Source organism: Staphylococcus sp. NAM3COL9 (genome assembly GCF_001431205.1).
Classification (GTDB): domain Bacteria; phylum Bacillota; class Bacilli; order Staphylococcales; family Staphylococcaceae; genus Staphylococcus.
Window position 1 is genome coordinate 668,179 of sequence record NZ_LGPC01000011.1, and the last position, 25,658, is coordinate 693,836.

22 protein-coding genes and 1 riboswitch are annotated in these 25,658 nt (G+C 32.7%); of the genes, 5 read left to right on the forward strand and 17 right to left on the reverse strand.

Annotated elements, in window-relative coordinates; translation table 11 throughout:
• Positions 1-405: 405 nt before the first annotated feature.
• The 5 genes from dat to ACA31_RS06125 all read right to left on the reverse strand — a co-directional run bounded on the left by dat (position 406) and on the right by ACA31_RS06125 (position 5,637).
• Complete coding sequence (gene dat, locus ACA31_RS06105) at positions 406-1,251, reverse strand: D-amino-acid transaminase (protein WP_057512465.1); 846 nt, start codon at positions 1,249-1,251, stop codon at positions 406-408.
• A gap of 2 nt (positions 1,252-1,253) precedes the next feature.
• Positions 1,254-2,663 (reverse strand): dipeptidase PepV, encoded by a 1,410-nt coding sequence (gene pepV, locus ACA31_RS06110; RefSeq protein ID WP_057512466.1) that lies wholly within the window; start codon positions 2,661-2,663, stop codon positions 1,254-1,256.
• 218 nt (positions 2,664-2,881) lie between these two features.
• Positions 2,882-3,289 carry a YtxH domain-containing protein gene (locus ACA31_RS06115; protein ID WP_057512467.1) on the reverse strand — a complete coding sequence of 136 codons (408 nt, stop codon included), beginning with the start codon at positions 3,287-3,289 and terminating at the stop codon, positions 2,882-2,884.
• 15 nt (positions 3,290-3,304) lie between these two features.
• Positions 3,305-4,003, reverse strand: coding sequence for a pseudouridine synthase (locus ACA31_RS06120; protein WP_057512468.1), 699 nt, complete (start codon positions 4,001-4,003; stop codon positions 3,305-3,307).
• Entirely contained in the window at positions 4,000-5,637 is a 1,638-nt protein-coding gene (locus tag ACA31_RS06125; RefSeq protein WP_057512469.1) for a putative polysaccharide biosynthesis protein, read from the reverse strand. Before ACA31_RS06125 ends, ACA31_RS06120 begins: the two co-directional genes overlap by 4 nt.
• Positions 5,638-5,758: 121 nt before the next feature.
• Here ACA31_RS06125 and ACA31_RS06130 point away from each other — a divergent pair, with 121 nt between their 5' ends.
• The gene (locus ACA31_RS06130; protein ID WP_057512470.1) at positions 5,759-7,018 is read left to right on the forward strand and encodes an NAD(P)/FAD-dependent oxidoreductase; all 1,260 of its coding nucleotides are present in this window, start codon (positions 5,759-5,761) and stop codon (positions 7,016-7,018) included.
• Positions 7,019-7,314: 296 nt separating this feature from the next.
• Here the strand turns inward: ACA31_RS06130 and ACA31_RS06135 are convergent, their stop codons facing one another.
• From ACA31_RS06135 to ACA31_RS06145, 3 genes are all read right to left on the reverse strand, one after another.
• Entirely contained in the window at positions 7,315-7,626 is a 312-nt protein-coding gene (locus ACA31_RS06135; RefSeq protein WP_057512471.1) for a rhodanese-like domain-containing protein, read from the reverse strand.
• Between the two features lie 19 nt (positions 7,627-7,645).
• Positions 7,646-10,060 carry a leucine--tRNA ligase gene (gene leuS / locus ACA31_RS06140; protein WP_057512472.1) on the reverse strand — a complete coding sequence of 805 codons (2,415 nt, stop codon included), beginning with the start codon at positions 10,058-10,060 and terminating at the stop codon, positions 7,646-7,648.
• Positions 10,061-10,458: 398 nt separating this feature from the next.
• Positions 10,459-11,628 carry an MDR family MFS transporter gene (locus ACA31_RS06145; RefSeq protein WP_057512473.1) on the reverse strand — a complete coding sequence of 390 codons (1,170 nt, stop codon included), beginning with the start codon at positions 11,626-11,628 and terminating at the stop codon, positions 10,459-10,461.
• Positions 11,629-11,738: 110 nt separating this feature from the next.
• Between ACA31_RS06145 and ACA31_RS06150 the strand changes: the two genes are divergently transcribed.
• Positions 11,739-12,692, forward strand: coding sequence for a TIGR01212 family radical SAM protein (locus ACA31_RS06150; RefSeq protein WP_057512474.1), 954 nt, complete (start codon positions 11,739-11,741; stop codon positions 12,690-12,692).
• Positions 12,689-13,255 (forward strand): tRNA (mnm(5)s(2)U34)-methyltransferase, encoded by a 567-nt coding sequence (locus ACA31_RS06155; RefSeq protein WP_057512475.1) that lies wholly within the window; start codon positions 12,689-12,691, stop codon positions 13,253-13,255. The genes ACA31_RS06150 and ACA31_RS06155 overlap by 4 nt, the downstream gene beginning before the upstream one ends.
• A gap of 300 nt (positions 13,256-13,555) precedes the next feature.
• Here the strand turns inward: ACA31_RS06155 and ACA31_RS06160 are convergent, their stop codons facing one another.
• The 3 genes from ACA31_RS06160 to ACA31_RS06170 all read right to left on the reverse strand — a co-directional run bounded on the left by ACA31_RS06160 (position 13,556) and on the right by ACA31_RS06170 (position 16,136).
• Complete coding sequence (locus tag ACA31_RS06160; protein ID WP_021339039.1) at positions 13,556-13,957, reverse strand: transcriptional regulator, SarA/Rot family; 402 nt, start codon at positions 13,955-13,957, stop codon at positions 13,556-13,558.
• Between the two features lie 148 nt (positions 13,958-14,105).
• Positions 14,106-15,062 carry an L-lactate dehydrogenase gene (locus tag ACA31_RS06165; RefSeq protein WP_057512476.1) on the reverse strand — a complete coding sequence of 319 codons (957 nt, stop codon included), beginning with the start codon at positions 15,060-15,062 and terminating at the stop codon, positions 14,106-14,108.
• Between the two features lie 249 nt (positions 15,063-15,311).
• Positions 15,312-16,136, reverse strand: a complete 825-nt coding sequence (locus ACA31_RS06170) for an alpha/beta fold hydrolase (protein ID WP_057512477.1) — start codon at positions 16,134-16,136, stop codon at positions 15,312-15,314.
• 264 nt (positions 16,137-16,400) lie between these two features.
• Here ACA31_RS06170 and ACA31_RS06175 point away from each other — a divergent pair, with 264 nt between their 5' ends.
• Positions 16,401-17,402: a proline dehydrogenase family protein gene (locus ACA31_RS06175; protein ID WP_057512478.1), complete on the forward strand. Its 1,002-nt coding sequence runs from the start codon at positions 16,401-16,403 to the stop codon at positions 17,400-17,402.
• Between the two features lie 110 nt (positions 17,403-17,512).
• Here ACA31_RS06175 and ribH read toward each other — a convergent pair whose 3' ends face one another.
• From ribH to ACA31_RS06200, 5 genes are all read right to left on the reverse strand, one after another.
• Entirely contained in the window at positions 17,513-17,971 is a 459-nt protein-coding gene (gene ribH, locus ACA31_RS06180; protein ID WP_057512479.1) for a 6,7-dimethyl-8-ribityllumazine synthase, read from the reverse strand.
• A gap of 12 nt (positions 17,972-17,983) precedes the next feature.
• Entirely contained in the window at positions 17,984-19,165 is a 1,182-nt protein-coding gene (ribB, locus tag ACA31_RS06185; protein WP_057512480.1) for a 3,4-dihydroxy-2-butanone-4-phosphate synthase, read from the reverse strand.
• A 10-nt stretch (positions 19,166-19,175) separates the two neighbouring features.
• Positions 19,176-19,817 carry a riboflavin synthase gene (ribE, locus tag ACA31_RS06190; RefSeq protein WP_057512481.1) on the reverse strand — a complete coding sequence of 214 codons (642 nt, stop codon included), beginning with the start codon at positions 19,815-19,817 and terminating at the stop codon, positions 19,176-19,178.
• A gap of 6 nt (positions 19,818-19,823) precedes the next feature.
• Positions 19,824-20,867, reverse strand: a complete 1,044-nt coding sequence (gene ribD, locus ACA31_RS06195; RefSeq protein ID WP_057512553.1) for a bifunctional diaminohydroxyphosphoribosylaminopyrimidine deaminase/5-amino-6-(5-phosphoribosylamino)uracil reductase RibD — start codon at positions 20,865-20,867, stop codon at positions 19,824-19,826.
• 160 nt (positions 20,868-21,027) lie between these two features.
• Positions 21,028-21,161: riboswitch (FMN riboswitch) on the reverse strand.
• 286 nt (positions 21,162-21,447) lie between these two features.
• Entirely contained in the window at positions 21,448-22,917 is a 1,470-nt protein-coding gene (locus tag ACA31_RS06200) for an FAD/NAD(P)-binding protein (RefSeq protein WP_057512482.1), read from the reverse strand.
• A gap of 176 nt (positions 22,918-23,093) precedes the next feature.
• Here ACA31_RS06200 and ACA31_RS06205 point away from each other — a divergent pair, with 176 nt between their 5' ends.
• Positions 23,094-24,020, forward strand: coding sequence for an osmoprotectant ABC transporter substrate-binding protein (locus ACA31_RS06205; RefSeq protein ID WP_057512483.1), 927 nt, complete (start codon positions 23,094-23,096; stop codon positions 24,018-24,020).
• Between the two features lie 717 nt (positions 24,021-24,737).
• On the opposite strand, the gene ACA31_RS06210 is transcribed toward ACA31_RS06205, so the two are convergent.
• Positions 24,738-25,592, reverse strand: coding sequence for an N-acetylglucosaminidase (locus tag ACA31_RS06210; RefSeq protein ID WP_057512484.1), 855 nt, complete (start codon positions 25,590-25,592; stop codon positions 24,738-24,740).
• Positions 25,593-25,658 lie beyond the last annotated feature (66 nt).

Here is a 25,658-nt window from a genome sequence, read left to right on the forward strand (position 1 = left end):
TAATAATTTTTTACTTCGAAATTATAAACTTCAACCAAAATTGTGCAGCCTCAAGTTTTATGACCGACACATTGTCCCATCGTGGTTCAAGTTCTTTTTAATTTATTAATACTCATATTGTCTGAGCTAATTTACAATAACTTTTACATCATATCATAAATCAGCTCTTAACAGAGTATTAATTTAATATTTTTCTATATTTTTTTGTGAAATTTTTTACTTTCAAATTTCATGACGTATAAAAGGTTTTATGATCATTTATACTTTATTTCAACTATAAATGAGAAATTAAAATTCACATTTTGATTCCATACCTTTATGGAATTCTATTAAACGGCTCAGTAAGAATTATAACATAATTTGACCTTAATATATGTTACATTTTCTATCCATTTATTGAAATTATTAACTATGCGTGTCAATGTATCTATTAAATCCTTCTTGTAGCGACTTAGTGATGGGTCCTACTTTTCCATCACCCACAGCTTCACCATTTAATTTAACAACTGGCATCACTTCAATTGATGTACTTGAAACCAAAACTTCATCCGCATTTTTTAAAAAATCTAAAGTAAATGTTTCTTCTTTAAACGAAATGCCCTTTTCTTCAGCAATTTCTTTTATTACTATACGTGTAATACCATTCAAAATATAGTTATTGATTGGATGCGTATAAATCACTCCATCTTTAATTGCGTAAACATTACTTGAAGATCCTTCTGTAACAGTTTCACCACGGTGTTGTATTGCTTCTTGTGCATTATATTTAACAGCATATTCTTTTGCTAATACATTACCTAATAAATTTAAGCTTTTTATATCACATCTTAACCAACGTATATCCTCAGTTGTTACGGCATTTATGCCTTCTTCTAACAACTTATATGGACGGTCATAAGATTTTGTAAAAGCTGTGATGTTCGCTTTTACTGATGGTGTAGGAAAAGCATGATCGCGAGGCGCAGTACCACGTGTTACTTGAATATATACGCCGCCATTAACTATACCATTTGCGGCTATCAGTTCTCGTACGAGTTCTATAAGGCCACCAACAGTAAAGTTTAATTCTAAGCCAATTTCTTTAGCACTTCTTAATAATCTCTCAAAATGCGCATTGGCAGTAAAAGGGTGATTTTCATAAACTCTTATATATTCATAAATACCATCACCAAATACATAACCTCTATCGTTATAAGCTACATTTGCATCTTTTTCTTCTAGTAATCTTTCATTTATTAATACTTTTGTCATATTTATTCCTCCACACATATAGTATATAGTGACTCTAAATAGATGCTTGTCGCATCAAATAATTGCTTTTTACTTATATATTCATTTTTTTGGTGCATTAAATCTTCAGAATCACTGAACATTGCTCCAAAGGCAACACCTTTATCTAAATTACGTGCATATGTGCCACCACCAATTGTGTAAGGTTCAGATTCGTCACCTGTTTGATTTCTATAGGCTTGTACTAACGTTTGAACGAATGGATCATCTTTTTCTACATAATGTGGTGTTTGATTTTTGCCTAATTCAATTGAAAAACCAAGTGATTGAACTTCACTCTTGAAGCGCGTCATTGCTTCTTCAAATTCAAATCCTTGCGGGTATCTTAAATTAACACCAAATGTTCCACCTTCAACATTGTTATAAGACATAACACCTATGTTAGTCGTTAAATCACCCATAACCTCTGTGTGGAATTTCATACCCATTTTTTCTCCAAAATGAGAATTAAATAAATATTTTTCACTGAAATCTACAAAATTAGCTGCTGTTTTATCTAAATCTAGACTGGACAAGAAATTTAATAAGTATAAACCAGCATTGACACCTATAGAAGGATCCATACCATGTACGGCTTTTCCTTGAACTTTTAATACAAGTACGCCACTATCAACGATACTTTCTCCTTCAATATTGTTTTCGTGAACAAACTGTTCGAAATTTTGAATGACATCGGTCATGTTTTCTTTTACAGATACATGCGCTACAGCTTCATCAGGTACCATATTATATCTTTGACCTGAATTGAATGAAATTAATTCATATTCTGGCTCGTCTTGGTCTTCTGCTTTTTCATTTTGAATCACATCAAAAGTAGTAATGCCTTTTTCGCCGTGAATTGCAGGGAATTCTGCATCTGGTGCAAATCCTAAAGCAGGCATTTCTTCAGTTTCAAAGTAACGCTCAGTACATTGCCAATCAGATTCTTCGTCAGTGCCTATTATAATATGTATACGTTTTTTCCAATTTACATTCATATCATTTAATATTTTAACTGCATAATATGCTGCAATTGTTGGTCCTTTATCATCAAGCGTACCTCTTGCAATAATTTTATCGTTTGTCACGACTGGATCAAATGGGTCAGAATCCCAACCTTCTCCAGCAGGCACAACATCAACATGGCATAATATACCAAAAACATCTTCTCCAGCACCCGCTTCAATTCGACCAGCGATATGGTCTACATCATGAGTGCCAAATCCATCGCGTTCAGCTATTTTGTACATGTAATCTAAGGCTTTTCGTGGACCAGGTCCAACTGGATATTCTGCTGATGCTTTATTATCTTCCCTAACACTCTCAATAGATAATAAACCTTTCAAATCTTCAACGATTAGATCTTCATATTCTTTCACTTTATCTTTCCACATTTATGATCCACTTCCTTCTCCAAACTTATATATTTAATATTTTACATGAAGTGAGGAAGAAACTACAGTGAGATGTCGTTATTATTTAAAAATTCTAACTGTTTCGTTAACAAATAAAACAGTTCAACCTATGTATATTAATATATATCAAAATCTGTATTAACATAAAAAAACCTAGTTCATTTAAATGAACTAGGTCGTCAAATCGTAATCTATTACTAATTATCACGTTTATTACTATTATTTTTTAATTCTTCTTCAGTTACAACACGTAGATTATTAGAAGGGTCTCCGCCTTCATCATCAAATCTAGCTTCTTCAATTTCTACGTCTTCTTTTTTAACACCATTTTTGAAATGATTTTTTTGATCTCTAAGGTAACCTTTAGGGTCTTGTTTTACTTTTGACGCGTAACCCTTAGGATCTTGTTTTACTTCGCTATAAGTTTCGCCCGCTTTTGAACTAATTTGACTAGCGATATCTTTCGCGTTTTGTTTATATGATTCTGGATTAGACTTGTATTTACCATACTCGTCTTTTAATCTATCTCTATTTTCTTTTTTAGAAAGAACAACTGCAGCCGCTGCTCCACCGACACCTAATACTACTTTAAATAAATTTGACATAAAAACACCTCTTCATTATTTTAATCCTAATTGTTTAAAATCTTGTTGAGTTAAATGACGATATTCTCCTGGTGCTAATGCTGAATCTAGCTTTAAGTCACCAATGCTAATACGTTTCAAAGCTAAAACTTCATTATCTATAGCATGAAACATACGCTTAACCTGATGATACCTTCCTTCGTATATTGTGACAAATGATTTGTTCTTTTCATCACCTTCGATTAATTGAGCAGGTTTCGCCAATCCCTCACTTAATTCAATACCCGCTTTGAAGGATTCTATATCATCTTTTGTAATATTTTTTTCGGAAATCACTTCATATGTCTTAGAAACATGCTTTGTTGGACTCATCAATTGATGATTAAACTGCCCGTCATTAGTAATGAGCAATAATCCCTCAGTATCTTTATCCAAACGCCCAACTGGAAATAGTTCTAAATATTTAAATTCTTCTACTAAGTCTATAACCGTCTGTTGCTTATTGTCTTCAGTAGCTGATAAATACCCTTTGGGTTTATTTAACATCAAATAGATTTTATCTATATAATGAATTTGCGTTTCATTAACGCTTACAATATCCGTTTCTGGGTTAATTTGTGTTTTTGGTGATTTCTCTTTTTTATTATTTACGGAAACATTACCTTTTTTTAATAACTGTTTGGCTTCTGTTCGTGTTCCAACACCCATATTAGCTAAGAATTTATCTATTCTCATTTTGCGATACCTAACTTACGTCTAATTTTCTGTGGAATATCTCCTAAGAACTGATCTGCAAGTCTTGTCTTCATAGTCATACTAGCATAAACTAACATACCTACAAACACACTAACAATAATTATAATCAACGAACCAAATTTAGATTGTGTTGAAATAAATAATTGTAAGATAAAGAATGTTAACTCAACTGATATCATCATAATTAAGCTATATAAGAATATTTTACCAAAGTGTAACCATGTTTCTGAAAAATCAAATTTAGCATGTTTTTTAAGTATATACATATTACATGATACTGCAAATAACAATGCAATTGCCGTGCTTAATATCGCACCAGCAGAATGGAACGCTAAAATTAATGGCGTATTTAATACTACTTTTATTACAACTGCAGCTAATATAACAAATACTGTTAATTTTTGTTTGTCAATACCTTGTAACATAGAAGCTGTTACACTAAGTAAACCAATTAGAATAGCTACTGGCGCATAGTAGAATAGCATTTGGCTACCATCAACATTATAACTATAAAATACTGTATATAATGGTAACGCTAATGCCATAATACCTAAACTTGCAGGCACTGTGATGAACATTAAAACACCTAATGACGTACGCATTTGTCTGTGCATCTCATGCAATTCACCCGTTGCATACGTTTTCGTAATAAATGGAATTAAACTTACTGCAAAACCTGCTGATAGTGCTGTTGGAATCATCACAATTTTGTTTGTCGTCATATTTAAAATTGTAAAGAAATAGTCATGCATACGGGTTGGCACACCAGCTAAACCGAGTGCGCTATTATGTGTAAATTGATCAACTAAATTAAATAATGGAAAATTCAAACTCACAATGACGAACGGGATACTGTAAGAAATAATTTCTTTATACATTTTACCGTATGATACATCGATACCTGTTGTATCCGTTACAACCATTTTTTCAATATTAGGTTTTCTTTTTCTCCAGTAATACCATAACGTGAAAATCCCTGCAACTGCCCCTACAGCCGCTGCAAATGTAGCAATACCATTAGCTGCAAGTACACTACCTTTAAAGACATTAAGAACTAAATAACTACCGATTAAAATAAATAGTATACGTGCGATTTGTTCGATAATTTCTGACACTGCCGTTGGTCCCATAGATTTGTAACCTTGGAACACTCCACGCCATGTAGCAAGTAGCGGGATAAAAACAACTACCATACTAATAATTCTAATAATCCATGTAATTTCATCTACTGTCCATCCGCCATTTGTACCTGCTTTATTTGCTAAAGTAATGGATGCAATTGTTGGGGCTAATAAATATAAGATGAAAAAACCTATAAAGCCTGTTACAGTCATAACAAGAAAGCTTGATTTATACAGTTTTTCACTTACCCTATATGCGCCCATTGCATTATACTTAGATACATATTTAGACGCTGCTAATGGCACACCCGCAGTTGCAATAGCAATCGCTATATTATACGGGGTGTATGCATAGTTGAAAGGCGCCAAATTTTCCTCTCCACCAATAATCGAGTAGAATGGGATAATATATATAACACCTAAAACCTTAGTAATCAAAATACTAAGCGTAATTAAAAAGGTGCCCCTCACTAATTCTTTACTTTCACTCATTCAGATCTTCCTATCTCAAATTAATTTTTACACTCATAACTTTAATAATAACGTTATAACTACTTTTTTTCAAAAGTATATTACTATAAAATAACACTATATAGCTAAGGGAGGCAATAAAATGTATCAAACAATTATTATCGGTGGTGGGCCAAGTGGACTCATGGCCGCCGCTGCAGCAAGTCAAAATAGTGAAAATGTCTTATTAATTGAAAAGAAAAAAGGATTGGGGCGCAAGCTAAAAATTTCTGGTGGTGGCCGCTGTAATGTTACTAATCGCCTTCCTTATGATGAAATCATTAAAAACATACCTGGTAATGGAAAGTTTTTATACAGTCCTTTCTCTGTATTTGATAATGAATCCATCATTCAATTTTTCGAATCAAGAGGTGTAAGTTTAAAAGAAGAAGATCATGGTCGTATGTTTCCAACATCTAATAAAGCGCAAGATGTGGTAGATGCACTCATTCATACGTTACAACAAAACAATGTAAATGTTAAAGAAGAATCCACTGTTCAATCTATTGAATATACGCCCCAAGAAACGTTTGAAGTCATGCTAAATGATCAACAACAATTTGAAAGTAAGAGTCTTATTATTGCGACCGGTGGTACTAGTGTACCCAAAACAGGCTCTACCGGAGATGGTTATAAATTCGCTAAACATTTAGGACATACGATTACAGAATTATTTCCAACTGAGGTCCCTATTAAGTCTTCTGAACCATTTATTAAGAACAAACGCTTAAAAGGATTAAGTTTAAAAGATGTCGCACTTTCCGTATTGAAAAAGAATGGCAAACAACGTGTCACACATCAAATGGATATGATATTCACACATTTTGGTATAAGTGGTCCTGCCGCACTGAGATGTAGTCAATTTGTATATAAAGAGCAAAAAAGTCAAAAACAAAAAGATATTCAGATGCAACTTGATGTTTTTCCAAATTTGAGCGTGGCTCAAGTAGAAGTACAAATTAGAAATATATTAAAAGATACACCTGACAAATATATTAAAAATAGTTTGCACGGATTAATCGAAGAACGTTATTTATTATTCATTATTGAACAAGCACAAATTAGTGATGACTTAACTGCCCATCACATTTCAAACGCACAAATTAGTAAATTAGTTGAATTGTTTAAAGGATTTACTTTTACTGTCAACGGGACTTTGTCCATCGACAAAGCTTTTGTAACTGGTGGTGGCGTGTCATTAAAAGAAATTCAACCTAAAACAATGATGTCAAAATACGTACCAGGATTATTTTTATGTGGTGAAGTATTAGATATACATGGTTACACCGGAGGGTATAATATCACAAGCGCTTTAGTCACTGGTAATATTGCAGGTTCAAATGCAGGTGAATTTCATCTTTAATGCTTAAATTTATTCTTCACAAATCAAAAAACAAACAAAATGCTATAAAGGCATTTTGTTTGTTTTTTTTGATAAGTATTTTTCTGTGAGCGCTCTTTGACTTCGATAAGTTCATAAAGCACTAGCCGAAGTCTATAGGTGGATGCTGTGCTTGCAGAAAGCGTGCACAAAAAAATCAACAAAGTCAAAGACTTTGTCGACACTTTAAAAATTGTAGTTAACCCTCTAAAAAAGAAAGCTAACTAGAATTTATTAAATCAAGAACTTTTTAATTCCAGATTATATGCTTTTTTAATTTAAACACTCTTGATATCTAAACCTTCGTCGCCCCATGCATCCATACCGCCTTCAACATTAACTGCATGTATATCATTTTGCTCAAGGAATTGAACAACTTGTGCACTACGTCCGCCCACTTTGCAGATAATGTAGTATGTTTCATTTTTGTTAAAATGATTTAATTCATCTGGAACTTGACTCATCGGTATTTCTTCTGCGCCTGGTATCACACCCATAGCTGTTTCTTCATCTGTTCTAACATCAACGATATGAATTGGATCAGAATTCAAAACTTTATCTTTCAACTCATCAATTGTAATAGACTCCATAAAATAATTCCTCCTACTATTATTTAGCTACAATATTAACTAATTTTTTTGGTACTGCAATGACTTTCTTGATATCTTTACCTTCAATTTCAGCTTTAACATTATCATTATCAAGTGCTAATTGTTCCATTTCTTCTTTTGAAGTGCCTTTTGGAATATTAATCTTAGCACGCACTTTACCATTCACTTGAACAACAATTTCGATTTCATCGTCAACGAGCAATGATTCGTCATATGAAGGCCATGGTTGATAAGTGATTGTTTCTTCATGTCCAAGTTGCGTCCATAATTCTTCTGCTATATGTGGTGCAATTGGTGCCAACATTTTAATGAATCCTTCAATATATGGTTTATAAATTTCATCTGTTTTATAACAATCATTGATAAATACCATAAGTTGACTTATCGCAGTATTGAAATTCAAAGTATTATAATCCTCAGTGACTTTTTTCACTGTTTGATGATAACTTTTATCTAAAGCTTTACTGTTATGGTTTACCACTTTATCAGAAATCAAACCATCATCAGTAACTAATAAGCGCCAAACTCTGTCTAAGAAACGTCTAGAGCCGTCCAAACCATTTTCACTCCATGCAATTGCTGCATCAAGTGGTCCCATAAACATTTCATACATACGTAAAGTATCTGCACCATGTGATTTTACGATATCATCTGGGTTGATTACATTACCTTTTGACTTACTCATTTTTTCATTACCTTCACCAAGTATCATGCCTTGGTTAAATAATTTTTGGAATGGTTCTTTCGTAGGGACTACGCCTAAATCATATAAAACTTTATGCCAGAATCTCGCATATAATAAGTGAAGTACCGCGTGTTCCACACCACCAATGTATAAATCAACCGGTAGCCAGTGTTTTAATTTTTCTGGATCTGCAAGCATTTGATCATTATCTGGATCAATATATCTTAAATAATACCAACAACTACCTGCCCATTGTGGCATGGTATTTGTTTCGCGACGACCTTTCATTCCAGTTTCTTCATCAACTACATTAACAAAATCTGAAATGTTAGCTAATGGAGATTCGCCTGTACCTGAAGGCTTAATTTCATCCGTTTCAGGTAAAAGCAACGGTAATTCTTCTTCTGGAACTGTGGTCATTGAACCATCTTCCCAATGAATTACAGGTATTGGTTCGCCCCAATATCTTTGACGACTAAATAACCAGTCTCGTAATTTATAATTTACTTTTCGAGTACCTGAACCTTTTTGTTCTAACAATTCAATTGCTTTAGCAATCGCTTCTTCGTTATACAAACCATTTAATTCGCCTGAATTAACATGTGGTCCATCTCCATCATAGGCTTCTAGTGTTAAGTCTCCACCTTCAATAACTTCTAAAATTGGCAAGTCAAAAGTTTTTGCGAATTCATAATCTCTTTGGTCTCCACTTGGTACTGCCATAACTGCACCAGTTCCGTATGTGGCAAGTACATAATCAGCAATCCAAATTGGAACTTGTTGTCCAGATAAAGGATTCGTTGCATATGCACCAGTGAACACACCTGATTTTTCTTTAGATAAACCTGTACGTTCTAAGTCTGACTTTTTAGCCGCTTCATGTTGATAATCTTTAATAGCCGCTTCTTGATCATCAGTTGTAATTTGGTTTACAAGTTCATGTTCCGGACTTAACACTAAGAACGTTGCGCCGTATACAGTATCTGCACGTGTTGTAAATACTTCAATTTGGGCATCACTGTCTTCTACATCGAATGAGATAGCAGCCCCTTCTGAACGGCCAATCCAGTTACGTTGCATGTCTTTTAATGACTCAGGCCAATCTAAGTCATTTAAATCTTCAAGTAAACGATCTGCATATTCAGTAATTTTTAATACCCATTGTTTCATTGGTCTTCTTACCACAGGGTGACCACCACGTTCAGACAAACCATCAATAACTTCTTCATTTGAAAGTACTGTTCCAAGTTCTGGACACCAGTTTACTGCAACTTCATCAACGTAAGCGAGTCCTTTATTATATAATTGAATAAAAATCCATTGCGTCCATTTATAATATTCTGGGTCTGTAGTATTAACTTCTCTATCCCAATCATAACTGAAACCTAATTCTTTAATTTGACGTTTAAACGTCTGAATATTTGCTTTAGTAAATTCACGAGGATCATTCCCAGTGTCTAAGGCATACTGTTCTGCAGGAAGGCCGAATGCATCCCATCCCATTGGATGTAACACATTATAACCTTGCATACGTTTATAACGAGAAATAATATCTGTAGCTGTATAACCTTCTGGATGGCCTACATGAAGTCCTGAACCTGATGGATATGGAAACATGTCTAGCGCATAGAATTTTTTTTGACCTAAATTATCGCTCGTTTTAAAAGTTTTATATTCTGCCCAATAATCCTGCCATTTCTTTTCAATTTCATTATGATTGTAATTCACTACTTTTCCTCCTATTCAATAAAAAAACACCTCAGACTATTATCGATTTCAAAAGGGACGACTTTCACCGCGGTACCACCCAGTTTCACATTAAATGTGCGCTCATTTAAATTAATAGTTAGAGATGTTATAAATTCATTTAAGTCCTGGTAAGTTCACTTAATGCTTAACACTAGGTTCCACCTTTCCTAGTTCTCTTTAGAAAAGCTATCAAGTTACTACTCCTATACATTACTAATGATATTTGAAAAAGGGTTTTATTTCAAGTGGAAAACGCGAAATAAAGCTGCACTAAAAGTTTCTGTGTTGCGATTTGTTAGTTTTTTACAAAAAAATCGAACAAGCAACCTTATACCTGTTCGATCAAATCACTATATTTTTTATTTTCCACGTAAAACTTACACATCTTTTGGTAATTTACTATCATAAATCATTAAGAAAAACACTGCGATAACAAGTAAAACCATCATACTTAAAAACATCGCTTTCATATTTAGTGAATCTACAAGAACACCGCCTATAAGCGGACCAAAAGCCTTACCTACAGTTGCTGCTGAGTTAACATACCCTTGAAACGCCCCTTCTTTTCCTTTTGGAGCTAATTGGTTTGCAATCGTTGGAACGGCTGGCCAAACAAACATTTCACCTAATGTCAGTATAATCATACCTATCATGAACACTGAAAATTGTTCAGCAAAACTCGTCACTAAAAATGACACTATGAAAATCGCTATACCTACAAACATTTGATATTTCAAATTACCTTTTAGTAACCTGATTACCGGCATAATTAGCGGTTGCGCTACCAGAATCATAATACCATTAACAGTCCATAACAAGCTGTATTGGCTCATTGACATATTAATTTCTTGAGTGAAAGAAGCAATCGTACTCTCCCATTGAATATATGCAATCCAACAAATACTAAACATCACACATAAAAGTGATAGCGCAGTAAATTGAACTCTGTTTTGTTTAGATAATAAAGACATCGTATCATTCGCTTTTACTTTCACATCAAGTTTAATATTAAATTGTGTCATTGCTACCACTGCAAACGCTACATACATTAATAAGTTGGCTATAAATATATAATTGAAACTCAACTCTGCCACAAAACCTCCAGATGCTGCTCCTATCGCGACGCCTAAATTTTGCGCTAAATAGATTGCGTTAAATGTTTGACGTCCACCTTGAGGCCATGCCGCTCCTGCGAGAGCATAAATAGCTGGAATAATCATCCCCCCACCAAAACCTAATGCAACGAGCCAAACTCCATACCAAGGCCATCCATGAAAGAAATTTAATAACGTTGTACTAATTAAACATATAACAGTACCTATCATAATTGTCGGATAGCCACCTAATTTATCAAATAAATTACCACCTAATAAATTACCAATGACCATACCAAACGAATTAATCATTAGGACAAAACCAGCCATTGTAAGACTTTTATCTAATTGTTCATTCATATAAATTGTGTTTAAGGGCCATAAAAAACTTGAGCCAGTGATATTTAATGCCATCCCAATAACTAACCACCACACTGATTTAGGCATTTTCATAACAGTAAGCTCCTCTCTATTTTAAAAATTTCTAATTTTACTCTAAACACTATATCATTAAAATATGTTAAAATCTTTAACTAGAATGAATTCAGAAAGGAAAATGTTATATGGGACAATTTTTCCCTTACGCATTCGAAAACAAAAGATACCACACTTGGAATTATCACTTAAAAAATAAATTCGGACAAAAGATTTTCAAAGTAGCAATTGACGGTGGCTTTGATTGTCCTAATAGAGACGGTACTGTAGCACATGGAGGATGTACTTTCTGTTCAGCTGCAGGTAGTGGAGATTTTGCAGGTAATCGTGTGGATCCAATCGATGTACAATTTCAACAAATTAAAGATAGAATGCACGAAAAATGGAGTGACGGTCAATACATTGCTTACTTCCAAGCATTTACAAATACTCATGCGCCTGTCGAAGAATTACGTGAAAAATATGAAACTGCTTTGAAGGAACCTGGTGTTGTTGGCCTTTCTATAGGTACAAGACCTGATTGTTTGCCTGATGATGTGGTTGAATATTTGGCAGAGTTAAACGAGCGTACATATTTATGGGTAGAGCTTGGTTTACAAACAGTCCACCAAGAAACATCAGATTTAATCAATCGTGCGCATGATATGCAAACATATTATGAAGGTATCGCAAAATTACGTAAGCATAATATTAATATTTGTACGCATATTATTAATGGTTTGCCAGGCGAAGACTATACGATGATGATGGAGACGGCTAAAGAAGTCGCTCAAATGGACGTCCAAGGTATTAAAATCCATTTACTTCATTTACTTAAGGGCACGCCAATGGTGAAACAGTATGATAAAGGCATGTTAGAATTTATGTCACAGGATGAATACACTAAATTAGTTTGTGATCAATTAGAAATCATTCCAAAAGAAATGATTATTCATAGAATTACTGGTGATGGCCCGATTGATTTAATGGTAGGTCCAATGTGGAGCGTTAATAAATGGGAAGTACTGAACGAAATCGACAATGAACTTGGTCGGAGAGAATCATATCAAGGTAAACATTTTGAAAGCACGATAAAGTCATGAAATTAGAACGTATTTTACCATTTGCAAAAACATTGCTCCAACAACACATTACATCAGAAAGCATTGTCATAGATGCTACTTGTGGTAATGGCAATGACACACTTTTTCTTGCACAACAAGTGCCACAAGGTAAAGTATATGCATTTGATATCCAAACAGAAGCCATTAACAATACAAAACAAAAAACTGAAGGTTATCACAATATAACGTTGATTCAAGATAGCCATGCACATGTAAAACAACACATTCAAAAGAGTGAAGTGGATGCTGCAATTTTCAATTTAGGATATTTACCTAAAGGTGATAAATCCATTGTTACCCACCCTGAAAGTACATTATCTGCTATCAACTCAATTTTTGATATGTTAGCTCCAGAGGGCCTCATCATATTAGTGATTTATCATGGTCATGATGAAGGCAAGTTAGAACGTGATACTATAATTGAATATTTATCACAATTTGATCAAACTAAAGCACATGTATTGCAATATCAATTTATTAATCAACAGAATAACCCGCCGTTTATCTGTGCACTTGAAAAAATTCAGACTTTTAATACCTAATGGATTCAAGGTATGATTTCTAAACGCAATCACGGTTATTAACATTTTATTCGAAGACAAAATAGCTATTTTAAACCTCAAACAAACCAAACGTAAATACTAACGTTTGGTTTGTTTATATTTTAATCCATTTTCCATTTACTATCACTGATTTGTGCTGACTCCAATAGGAATAGCACAAGCCAAAGACTATAGGCTCAAGCTGTACCTGAGGAAAGCGTGCACAAATCTTATTTACAATAAAATTAAACAAGATAAACAAAAGCCTCGGTATTTGACTACCGAGGCCTTGCTTATTCCCTATAAGTTAATGATAGATTTAAGACTAGTTTGAATGCTAGTTGATTTTGATTCAATTTCTTCTTTGAAGAAATTTAAAAGGCTTTCCCGTTGCGCTTTTAAATCTTCATTGAAATGAATGATAACTGTACGTTCGTCATTTTGTGGTCTTTCTTTAATGATCCACGCTTTTTCCACTAAATCATTATAAGTTCTTGTACGCTTATAAGATTTAATGTGTACAAAATCATCCATTTCCTTTAAAGTCATCGATCCTTCTTTCCAAAGCGTTAAAAGAATCAATATTTCTTCTTTCGACATCTTGTACTGCTTTTGAACTTTGTTAAAGATATCTTCGATGTCATTCAGCACCATTTCTAATCTTAAAACGCCATCAACATTATCAGTAAATGTCTTCCCCATAGAATAATCCCCCAATCATAGTATAAAGTTAAACATGTAAAATTAATTTATCAAAAACATCATTCTTAGTAAATAAATTCTTCACTGAAATAACATTTGAATTTTTAATAAAATTAACCTCATTTACAGTTTAAATTTAAACTATGAATTATGCAATTATATGAGATATTTTATTTTGCATTTCTTTCAAAATAGCAGCTGATTTTTCTAATAATTCGCGCTCGTGGCTGTCTAGAGACATTTCAAAAACTTTCACAGCACCTTCTTTATTTACTTGTGTTGGTACACCAATATAGACATCTTTTTGGTTATATTCACCTTCTAAATAACTTGAAATTGTTAATACAATATTTTGATTATTTAAAATTGCTTTTGTAATGTGTAGTAATCCCATTGCAATACCATAATATGTTGAACCTTTTGCTTGTATTATATCGTAAGCTGCATCACGCGTATTTGTAAAAATCTCTTCAACTCTGTGTTGTTTTTCAGGGTCATCTTGTAATAGTTGATACAAAGACTGACCGGCTATATTAGCTTGAGACCATACCGCTAATTCTGAATCGCCGTGTTCACCGATGATTTGCCCATGCACGCTGTTTGGTGAAATGCCAAATTCTTTAGCTAATTCATATTTAAAACGTGCTGTATCTAAAATTGTACCAGACCCTATCACTTTTTCTTTCGATAAACCAGATACTTTGTATGTCACATATGTTAAGACATCTACCGGATTTGTAGCAATTAAGAAAATACCATTGAATCCTGATTTCATAACTTCAGAAACAATTCCTTTAAAAATTTTAGTGTTTTTTTCAATAAGATCTAAGCGTGTTTCACCTGGTTTTTGAGCTGCTCCAGCAGTAATAACAACTAAATCTGCATTTGTACATTCATTATATGTACCTGCTTTAATTTTCACTGGTAAATCACCGTATGGCGCGCCGTGATTTAAATCCATGACGTCGCCCCTAACTTTTTCTTCGTCTAAATCAATAATTACTAATTCATCTGCAGCACTTTGTGCTACTAATGCAAAAGCATAACTTGAACCTACCGCCCCATCACCTATTAACACTACTTTATTATTTTTCACTTGTTTCATTATATAATTCTCCTCACGTATTCAATCTTTAAGTCACATATTGTGATTTATTTCACAATATAAATGTAACAGTATTTTACGAGTTTTTCAATAACTTTGTTATTTTTTTCACAAACGTTTTTAATAACATCCATAAGAATGATGTGCATACTCCATATTCTCGATGATTTTTATAAAAAAAGACATCAGATAACATTTTATGTTTTCCGATGCTTTTCTTACCCTATTTTAATATGGTGATGCTTTTAATTAAGATACTTCATGTTCATCATGAACAATAAAACCATTATTACTTGCACTATTATTTAAAAATGCCAAGATATATCTCATTACTTCATCTCTTTCAGGTTCATTATGTACCTCATGATAAAGTCCTTTCCATGCTTTGAAATATAATTCATCCGTTTTCACTTTGTCTTTAATTAATTTCATTGTGGATACATCTGCAACTTGATCTTCTAGACCATACATTAAAAGTAGTGGTAATGATTTAATATCAGTTAAATGTGTTACTGTTTCTTGCATAATTTCTATGATTTGTTTATACCAATGATAAGTAACTTTCTGCAACATCAGCTGGTCATTTTTTGTTTCTCCAATGACTTCTTCGTTTCGAGTTAAGTCTTCAACTGTGATTCCTACTTTAAATCTTGTATCTTTAGCTACTTTACCTATATTTGAAATTATTTTATCTTTACGAGATTTATTACTCTTCTTAAATTCTAAAAGTGGAGATAAAAGCATCAAACCTTCAATTGGTACTTCTACTTTTTCAAGTAAATTAAGAATAATTAAACCACCTAGACCGACGCCTAACACGTAAGTAGGTATTTTATATTCATTCGCTATTCTAATCCACTCTAAAATATGTTCATGATATACATCAAAATTGTTGATTTGACCTTTGTTAGAACGTGACGTTTGTCCTTGTCCAGGTAAATCGCCCATAATAACATGATATCCATTTCGGCGAAGCATCGTAATTACATATGCGTATCTTCCCGTATGTTCAAGCATGTTATGTGCAATTACAACGACACCTTTAGCTTCCTTTTCGGTTTCCCATTTCCACATAATACATACTTCCCCTTTTCGTTAAATTTCATTATATATATTATATCAAAATACGAGGTGCTTTTTCCATTTTAAAGATAACCAAGGATGTGAAAAACTCAATTTGTTTTAAAAATTAAACGCATCTTATAATCAACACTTCTCCATATGTGTATTAAATAAAACAAGGTGTAATATATGCCATTGTAAACGTTTTCATTCCTTTTAGATTCATGCTACACTTATCTTGAAAGATCAGCTGTAAGCAGAATGGGAGGAATTAATATGCCAATTGTGAAAAAATTTTTTATCGGGTTATCTAACAATCCTTTTTTAAATAAGACTGCAAAGGAAATCGGTCCAATGCTCGGTGCTAATAAAGTGGTTGCCGGCAATACAATCAAAGCCTTGTTAGACACAATTGAACGTCTAAACAGCAAGGGAATTACAGTTACTGTAGATTGCCTTGGAGAATTTGTTGTAACTGAAGGTGAAGCAATTCAATCAAAAGATCAAATATTAGAAGTGATGTACGCTATTTACAATCATAGCTTAGATGGTCACATGTCTATTAAATTAAGCCAATTAGGCTCTGAATTTGATTTAGATCTTGCTTATCGCAATCTCCGTGAAATATTATTAAAAGCTAATGAGTTTAATAATATGCATATTAATATCGATACTGAAAAGTATGATAGTTTATTTGACATTACGCAAGTATTAGATCGTTTAAAAGGCGAATTCAAAAATGTAGGTACAGTAATTCAAGGTTATTTATATGAAGCTGATACACTTGTAGAAAAATATCCAGAATTACGATTGCGTATGGTTAAAGGCGCATATAAAGAAATTGATACAATAGCTTATCAAACTAAAGAAGACATTGACGAAAATTACATACGTTTAATTGAAAAAAGATTATTAAACGCTAAAAATGTAACTTCAATTGCTACCCATGATGATAAAGTTATTACACATATAAAACAATTTATTAAAGACAATAATATTGAAAAAGATCAGTACGAATTTCAAATGTTATATGGTTTCCGTACTGATTTAGCAGAAATAATAGCTGGTGAAGGTAACAATTTCTGTATTTATGTACCATATGGTGATGATTGGTTTAGTTACTTTATGAGACGACTAGCTGAACGACCTCAGAATTTAAATTTAATGTTTAAAGAATTAATGAAACCAGAAGTAATGAAAAAAGTGGGTATCGTTACAGGTGTAGTTGCAGCCTTTGGAGCATCAAGTACCTTAGTATATCGTCTTTTCAAAAAATAATTTTAATACAAAAAAGAATTGGACTTAACGAAATCGTTATTGTCCAATTCTTTTAATTTAGTAGAAACTTCTAAATCCCTTTTAAATGGTTGGTTATCAGTTTTGTTCTATTATATTTCTTTCAATAAATTAGCCATTTCTATTGCACTAATTGCTGCATCTGAACCTTTATTTCCTGCTTTTGTACCCGCACGTTCTACTGCTTGTTCAATATTTTCAGTTGTTACAACACCGAAGATAACTGGTGTATCAGCAACATCGTTTGCCTTAGAAACACCTTTCGCCACTTCATTACAAACATAATCATAATGAGAAGTAGATCCTCTTATTACACAACCTAAAGTAATTACAGCATCATATTCACCTTTTTGAGCTAATTTTTTTGCTACTAATGGAATTTCAAACGCACCTGGTACATATGCTACATCAATGTTTTCCTTCTGCACTTCATGTCGTACTAAAGTATCTTTAGCACCATCTAATAAACGACTTGTAATAAAATCATTAAACCTACTTACCACAACTGCTACTTTTAAATCTGAACCTATTAATTTACCTTCAAAATTCATCTTATTGACCTCCTATATTAAATGACCCATTTTTTCCTTTTTTGTATCCATATAATCTTGATTAAATTTATTTGTTGGAACTACTAGCTCAATTCTTTTAGCAATATTCACACCATAAGTTTCTAAACTTTCGAATTTTTTGGGATTATTGCTTAACAAATTCACGCTTTCAATACCAAAATATTTCAAAATTTTCGCGGCATCTTTATAATCTCTCAAATCTTCTTCGAAACCTAAAGCAATATTAGCTGTCACAGTATCATAACCTTGTTCAATTAGTTCATATGCTTTCAACTTATTAATTAAACCAATACCTCTACCTTCTTGAGGTAAATATAAAATGATACCCCCATGTTCACTTATATATTTCATAGAAGCTTCAAGTTGTTCTCCACAGTCACATCTTTGACTATGAAAAATGTCGCCCGTCAGACAAGAAGAATGAATACGCACGTTTTCAGTTTTCTTTATGTCTCCATTTACAATCGCCACAAGTTCTTCGCCACTTGTCTGTGAAGTAAAACCATACATATCAAACTTACCATGTTTAGTAGGCAATTTCACTTTTGCTTTTGCTTCTAACTTAGATGTTAATGATTTTCTATATGTTTCTAAATCTTCAATTGAAATCATTACAAGCTCATGTTCTTCCTTAAAGGCTTCTAATTCTTCACCTTTAGCCATAGAACCATCTTCATTCATAATTTCACAAATTAATGCTGCTGGCTTAGCACCTGTTAATTTTGCTAAATCTACAGATGCTTCTGTATGACCACGTCTTTCTAACACACCATTATCTTGTGCAATTAATGGAAATAAGTGACCTGGTTTATTAAAATCACTAGCTGTGGCATTTTCCTCTATTAACGCTTTTGCTGTCATTGTTCTTTCTCCGGCACTGATACCGGTCGTCGTATTAATATGATCGACACTCACAGTGAACTCTGTACCATAGATATCAGAGTTATGATCGACCATGGGCTTGAGTTCTAATTTTCTTGCTATATCTTTGCTAATTGGTGCACAAATGAGTCCTCTAGCATATTTCGCCATGAAATTAACGGTATTTTCTTGCATCCATTCTGTCACAGCTACTAGGTCGCCTTCGTTCTCTCTGTTTTCGTCATCAACGACAACAATACTTTTACCTTTTTTAAGTTCCACAAGCGCTGTATCTATATTATCTAATTTCATATTACCCCTCCTAAAATCCAAATGCTCTAAGCTTTTCAGTGCTTAACCCTGATTCATTATTACTGACAATTCTCTCTACATATTTGAATAGCATATCAGTTTCAATATGGACCGGATCGCCTACACGTTTTTGATTTAAAATAGTGGATCTTCGTGTTTCAGGAATGAGATGGATGTCGAATTCAGTATCTTTTAATTGAAAAATAGTTAAACTCACGCCATCTACAGTTATGGAACCTTGCGGCACCATTTGTTTAATGAGTGTAGTATTCGGTTTTATTGTTATAATTTTAGAATTATCTGATGCTTGAACACGTGTAATCTTAGCTACTTCATCTACGTGTCCTAGCACAAAGTGACCTCCAAAACGACCTTGACCACTCATCGCCCTTTCTAAATTCACTTCTGCAGATTGGTTTAAATGGTTTAAATGGTTTAGATAAGTTTTGTTTTCTGTGCCTTTAATCACTTGTACAGAAAACGAATGCTTATTAAAATCAACTACAGTTAAACATGCGCCATTCACACTTATAGAATCTCCTATATGCATGTCTGATAAGATGGTCTCGCAATCAATCGTTAAGTTAACTACAGATTGTTGTGTCGTTATTTTTTTAATCGTGCCTATTTCTTCAACAATACCGGTAAACATGATTATTCACTTCTTTCGCAACTCTAATTTAATGTTTTGCTCAAGCATTTGAGAATTAACAATTTCGAATTGTGGTATTTCTGATAATCCAAAAATGTTTTTAGTTTGATAAAATTGATAATTACCAGAACCACCTATAATTTTCGGGGCATAATATAAGATAAGTTCATTCGTATATTGAGATTGTAGAAATGCTGAAGATACGGTTGGACCTGCTTCTACTAACAATTTCCCAATTCCCTTTTGATATAAATCTGTTAAAATATTTTCAATTGAACAATCAGTTAAAATAATAATTTCTACTTGTTCAATATCTGTTTTTAAGTTTTCATTTTGTGTATAAATCCATATAGGTGTATTAGCATTTTTAAACATGTCTAATTCAAAATCAATTTGGCCTGATTGCGATAAAATTACTTTTATTGGATGCTTACCTTCCTCAATTCGTGTTGTATATTGAGGGTTATCTGCATCTAATGTGCCTCTGCCTGTAAGTACAGCATCATGCGTATGACGCAGGTTGAATACATCATGTTTGACGGCTTTATTCGTTATCCATTTGCTTTCACCTTTATCAGTAGCCTGTTTACCATCTAGACTACAAGCTACTTTAACTGTCACTTCAGGTACCTCTTTACTTTTGCTTATAAAGAAGTCTTTATACAAGTGCTCTGCTTCTGCATTATGACGAAATTCAACTTCTATTCCTGCTTGTTGTAATATTTCATCACCGTTAGATGGTAAAGTCTTATCTTTTACAGCATATATAACTTTCTTTATGCCAAAGTCGATAATTTTATTCACACAAGGTGGAGTTGAACCAAAGTGTGTACATGGTTCTAATGAAATGAATATAGTACCATTTTCAGCTTCATCTTGCGCCATATCTAACGCTTGTACTTCAGCATGTTTATCGCCTTTTTTTAAGTGTGCACCCATACCTACGATTCGTCCGTCTTTAACAACTACGGCGCCTACAGGTGGGTTTACACCCGTTTGACCACTTACCATTTTTGCTAATTGGATTGCATAATTTAAATATTGACTCACGTTATCACCTCTAAATAATAAAAAAACACCTGAAATAAAATATTTCAGGTGTGGGATATATTGATATAACATCATTAGCTTCAAGTTAAATACACTTATCTATTTTCAAACATAAGTGTATGCCAAATAAACACTTAAAAAGTGTCATTTTTGTTATACTTCATTCTTTCTCCCATCCAGACTTTACTGTCGGCTCTAGAATCTCACTAGATCAGCCACATTTGAACAATCAAATGCAGGTCGCAGGCTTTGTTTACTGCCGGTTGGGAATTTCACCCTGCCCCGAAAGAATATCTATGAAATTGTAATTAATGATTGAGTCAAGTAACTATTACTAAGTTACAACAATATCGTACTACATTTTAAACAGAATGACAATTCATATTATCTAAGTCGGCTTTATTTTCAACGCATTATTATTATTAAAATGCTTTAAATACTAATAGGAAAAGCTTTTTACTTAAATTAATGAATATAAAATTAATTTGTATTATGACTTTTTTAACCTTTATATTATAGTTATCATTTTAAAAAAATTAAAATCTTCAAAAATATACAGTTAATGATTTCATTTTTACAATTACTTATCAGCTAACAATTGATTTACTACGCTTACTGCTTGTTTAACTATCATTGCTACACCATTTCTAGACTGATTGATTCCATTTGTTAACTGACCTAATGCGTACATATGTTTAAGCGTTCCATAGCGGGGGCTTATAATTTGATTTGTTTCAGCAATAATTTGAATACCACCAAGCGGATGTGCTTGTACAACCTGTCTATTTTCAAGGTTCAAAACCAATTGATCATCACTATCAAGATCTGAAAGTTGCGTTTTTGAACCAGTTGCGTTGATTACGACATCAAATTTATGGATTGCCCCTGTTTCATTTTTATATTTGAAATAAAATTGACTTGCTTCATATTGAACATCCTCTAGACCACTTTTAATTTCAATAGTCCCATTTTTTATATGCTCTATAATTAATTTAGCAGTACGTGGAGGCATCGGGTTAGAATTATCCTTTAATATAGATTGGTAATCTTTTAAAAATCGTTTTTGATCTTCTCTACTGAAACTATTCCATATCCAATTTAAATTTTCTTTTACTAATTCAAGTATACTTTGGAATGCTCCTATTTCAGTTTCGTGTTCTAAATCATATGTTAAATCCTTCACCGGATCATTTTGTCTACGGTGCACTAATTTTTTAATTGCAATATCATAATATGCACAATCTTTCATAAATAAGTTTAGTGCTTTTTCCAAAGGTACATTTCCGAAATTTTCGTTCTTTATTGTATTGAAATTTTCAGGTGTTAAGTATTTAAATTCAATGTCAGGCATTTCACCTCTTACACTTGGTAATTGACCTTTGCGACTTGTTATAGTAATCGGTAATTTAGGATGATGTGCAGTAACATAACGAATCACATCTAAAGATGCTAAACCTGTGCCAATGATGGCTATTCTGTCAGTATCATTCACATCGTCTAACGTATTATAAGTTGGATATGGTGTATGAATATATCCCTTATTTCCTTTCAAATGATACGGATCATGGTATGACAGTGTACCAATCGTTAAAAATACGGCATCATACTTTTGACAATTTGACATGTCTTTCGACGTACAAACATAATATTTAACATCCGTTTGACCTACATCAGCCTCAATAAAAACTTCTGACACTTCTTCTTTAATCATCTGGACACTTTCAAATTGATGGTTATATTTTTCTAAAAAAGCTTTCATATAATGTCCAAATATAAATCTTGGTAAATACTCCGGATTAGAAAACTTAAATATCGATTGTGATTTATACCATTCATAAAACTCGCCTTGATTTTCTAAGTTTAAAGACATTTGTTTGGCAGGCATATTAATTAACAATTGATCACTGTCATTTTGAAAAGGTACACCTTTCCCCATATTTTTAGGATTATCGTACACGTCTATATTCATCGTTGCAAAATTATCATGTTTCACTAATTCCTTTAGCAAGCTTACACCCGCTGTTCCCATTCCTATGATAGCTATTCGCATTGTACACATCCTTATTAAAATTATTTATATTCATTATAGCAATGATTAACCTTATATTACATGCTAATGTATTCAATAACTGTACAATTTAATGTTGTTATAATATTTTGATAAATATGTTAATATTAATATATTGAAAAAATATTATTTCTGTAATTATTTTAAGGAGCTAGACAATGAAATTTTTAAAACATTTATTATTCTTAATTATAGCGAGTACAATGTTATTATCCGGTTGTGGATTGCCAGGACTTGGTGGAAGCCAATCAAAGGATGAAATTAAAGTTTCAGCTTTGACTACGAGTGAGTCTCAAATCATGGCATATATGATAATAGATCTTATCGAACATGATACAAAAGGTGAAATTAAAGGGTCAATCATTAATAACTTAGGCTCAGCCACAATTCAGCATAATGCCCTAATGAATGACGACGCTGATATCTCGAGTACAAGATATACTGGGACAGATTTGGTGGGTGTGCTTGAATCTGAACCCATTACTGACCCTAAAAAAGCAATGAATTTAACTAAAAAATTGTTTCAGCAAAAATTTAACCAGACCTTTTTTGATTCATATGGTTTTGAAAATACCTTTGCTTTTATGGTAACTAAAGAAACTGCAGAAAAATATGATTTACAGACTGTTTCAGATTTAGAAAAAGTAAAAGATAAAATAGACGTAGGCACAGATACCACTTGGATTAAACGTGGCGGTGATGGTTATGCACCTTTCCAAGAGCGTTATGGTTTTGCATTTGATTCTATTAAGCCAATGCAAATCGGACTCGTTTACGATGCTTTGAAAAGTAAAAAATTAGATGTTGCTCTAGGCTATACGACTGATGGTAGAATTGCAGCTTATGATTTAGTAGTACTAAAAGACGATAAAAAGTTCTTCCCAACATATGATGCAAGCGCTGTAGCACCAAACAAACTATTAAAAGAACAACCAAAAGTTAAGAAAGCACTCAATAAATTGAACGATAAAATAAGTACTGAACAAATGCAAAAATTGAATTATGAAGCAGATGGAGAAGACAAAGAACCAGCAGTTGTTGCAGAAGAATTTTTAAAAGAGCACAATTATTTTGACAAAGAATAATGCACAATATATACGCTTGTCAATAGTTATCGATATATCTTTACATCAAATTAATGTTAATATGTTGGCATAGATTAGGAAGTGATAATATGAAATTTACTATAAAAGTGTTTATATCAGCACTCATGTTCTTCATACTTATAAGCCAAAAAAATAAAGTTGAATAACTATAAAGAGTTTCCAAAAATGGAGACTCTTTTCTTTATATAAAATTAAATACAAGAGCTGTCTCTTGCATAAAAACTGCTTGTCTTCTTAAATGAAGTAGTAGTTCTTCAACATCTTAGTATAAGCGTATTTTACCTTCAGTCAGCCACAACCAATATAATAATTGAAACCGAAACATATATTTATATCTCAGCCTCTTTCAGAGCGTCGACAAAACCTCCACTTTTGTTAGCATTTTTTGTGCACGCTTTCTGCTGGCACAGCCTCATCCTAAAGTCTTCAGCTAATACTTTATTAACTAGTCAAGCGTTGGTTCTAAACACTGCCATTTTCAAAAAAAATAAATATATTGGCAAACGCACATAAAAATAGATATATAACTGAACAAGCGAAAGGTACTCACTCTATTTCATATAAAAATTAATGACCGAATTTTGACTCAAGAGAATAATATCTATAAAAAAAACAAACCAATTGCTTTTATAGCAATTGGTTTGTCTACGTTCTCTTAGTTCTCTATTGTATTAGAAATTAATATTTCACAAATACTTATCTAGTTTTGTGCTTTTCATCATCTTTATAAACAAAATATTTATAATATTTGCCTTCTGTTTTCATATCTTTATAGAAATGAGCCATTAAAGTCGCATTACTTTCAGCCCATTTAATGTCTGTAGCATATTGATGTTCTCCTGGATTTTTAGGGTTCCATCTCATACTATAAAGCGTGTTTTGATCTTCATTAGCTAGAAAGTGATCATGGATAAAGTTAGCGCCGCCACTAATTGCTTTTTGTGGTGTGTCCCAGCCATGTTTTTTTGCATATTCTGAACCTGTTTTAACCGGATCTTCGTCAAGTGCACCTACACCAAAGAAGTTATAATATTTTTTACCATCAATTTCTACGCCACTTGCGAGCTCACTTTTAGCAGAGCCTGTTTCAAGTAATGCATGTGAAATTAAATAAACTTCATTAACGTGCTTGTCTTGTGCTGCTTTTATAAAATCATCTGAATGCTTTAACAACGTAGGGTTATCTATGAGCATGCGTTTTATTCTATTTTCATCAATACCTTGATATTTATCTAATTCTAAAAACTGGTATTTTTGCGTATCACTTTCAATAAATTCACTACTATTCATCGCAGCTTTTATCTCAGTAGACGACGCATCTCTCCATGTTTTATTATCTTTACTTGAAACTTGTTGACTTGTATAATTATCAATTTGTTTTTCAGATGCTTTATCCAAAGTTACTTTAAGATTTTCTACTTTTTCTTGTTCGTCAACTTCTTTAAAAAAGATTTGATCTGAGATCATTGAAAAAACAACAACCACAGCTACACCTAAGACTATCAATAAAACAATGATTGATAGAATTGAGCCTTTTTTATGCTTCGTCATGTTTACACCTCTTAGGTAATAATTAGGAAGGTCACACCTTCATCATATGTATCATAGCTTTAAAGA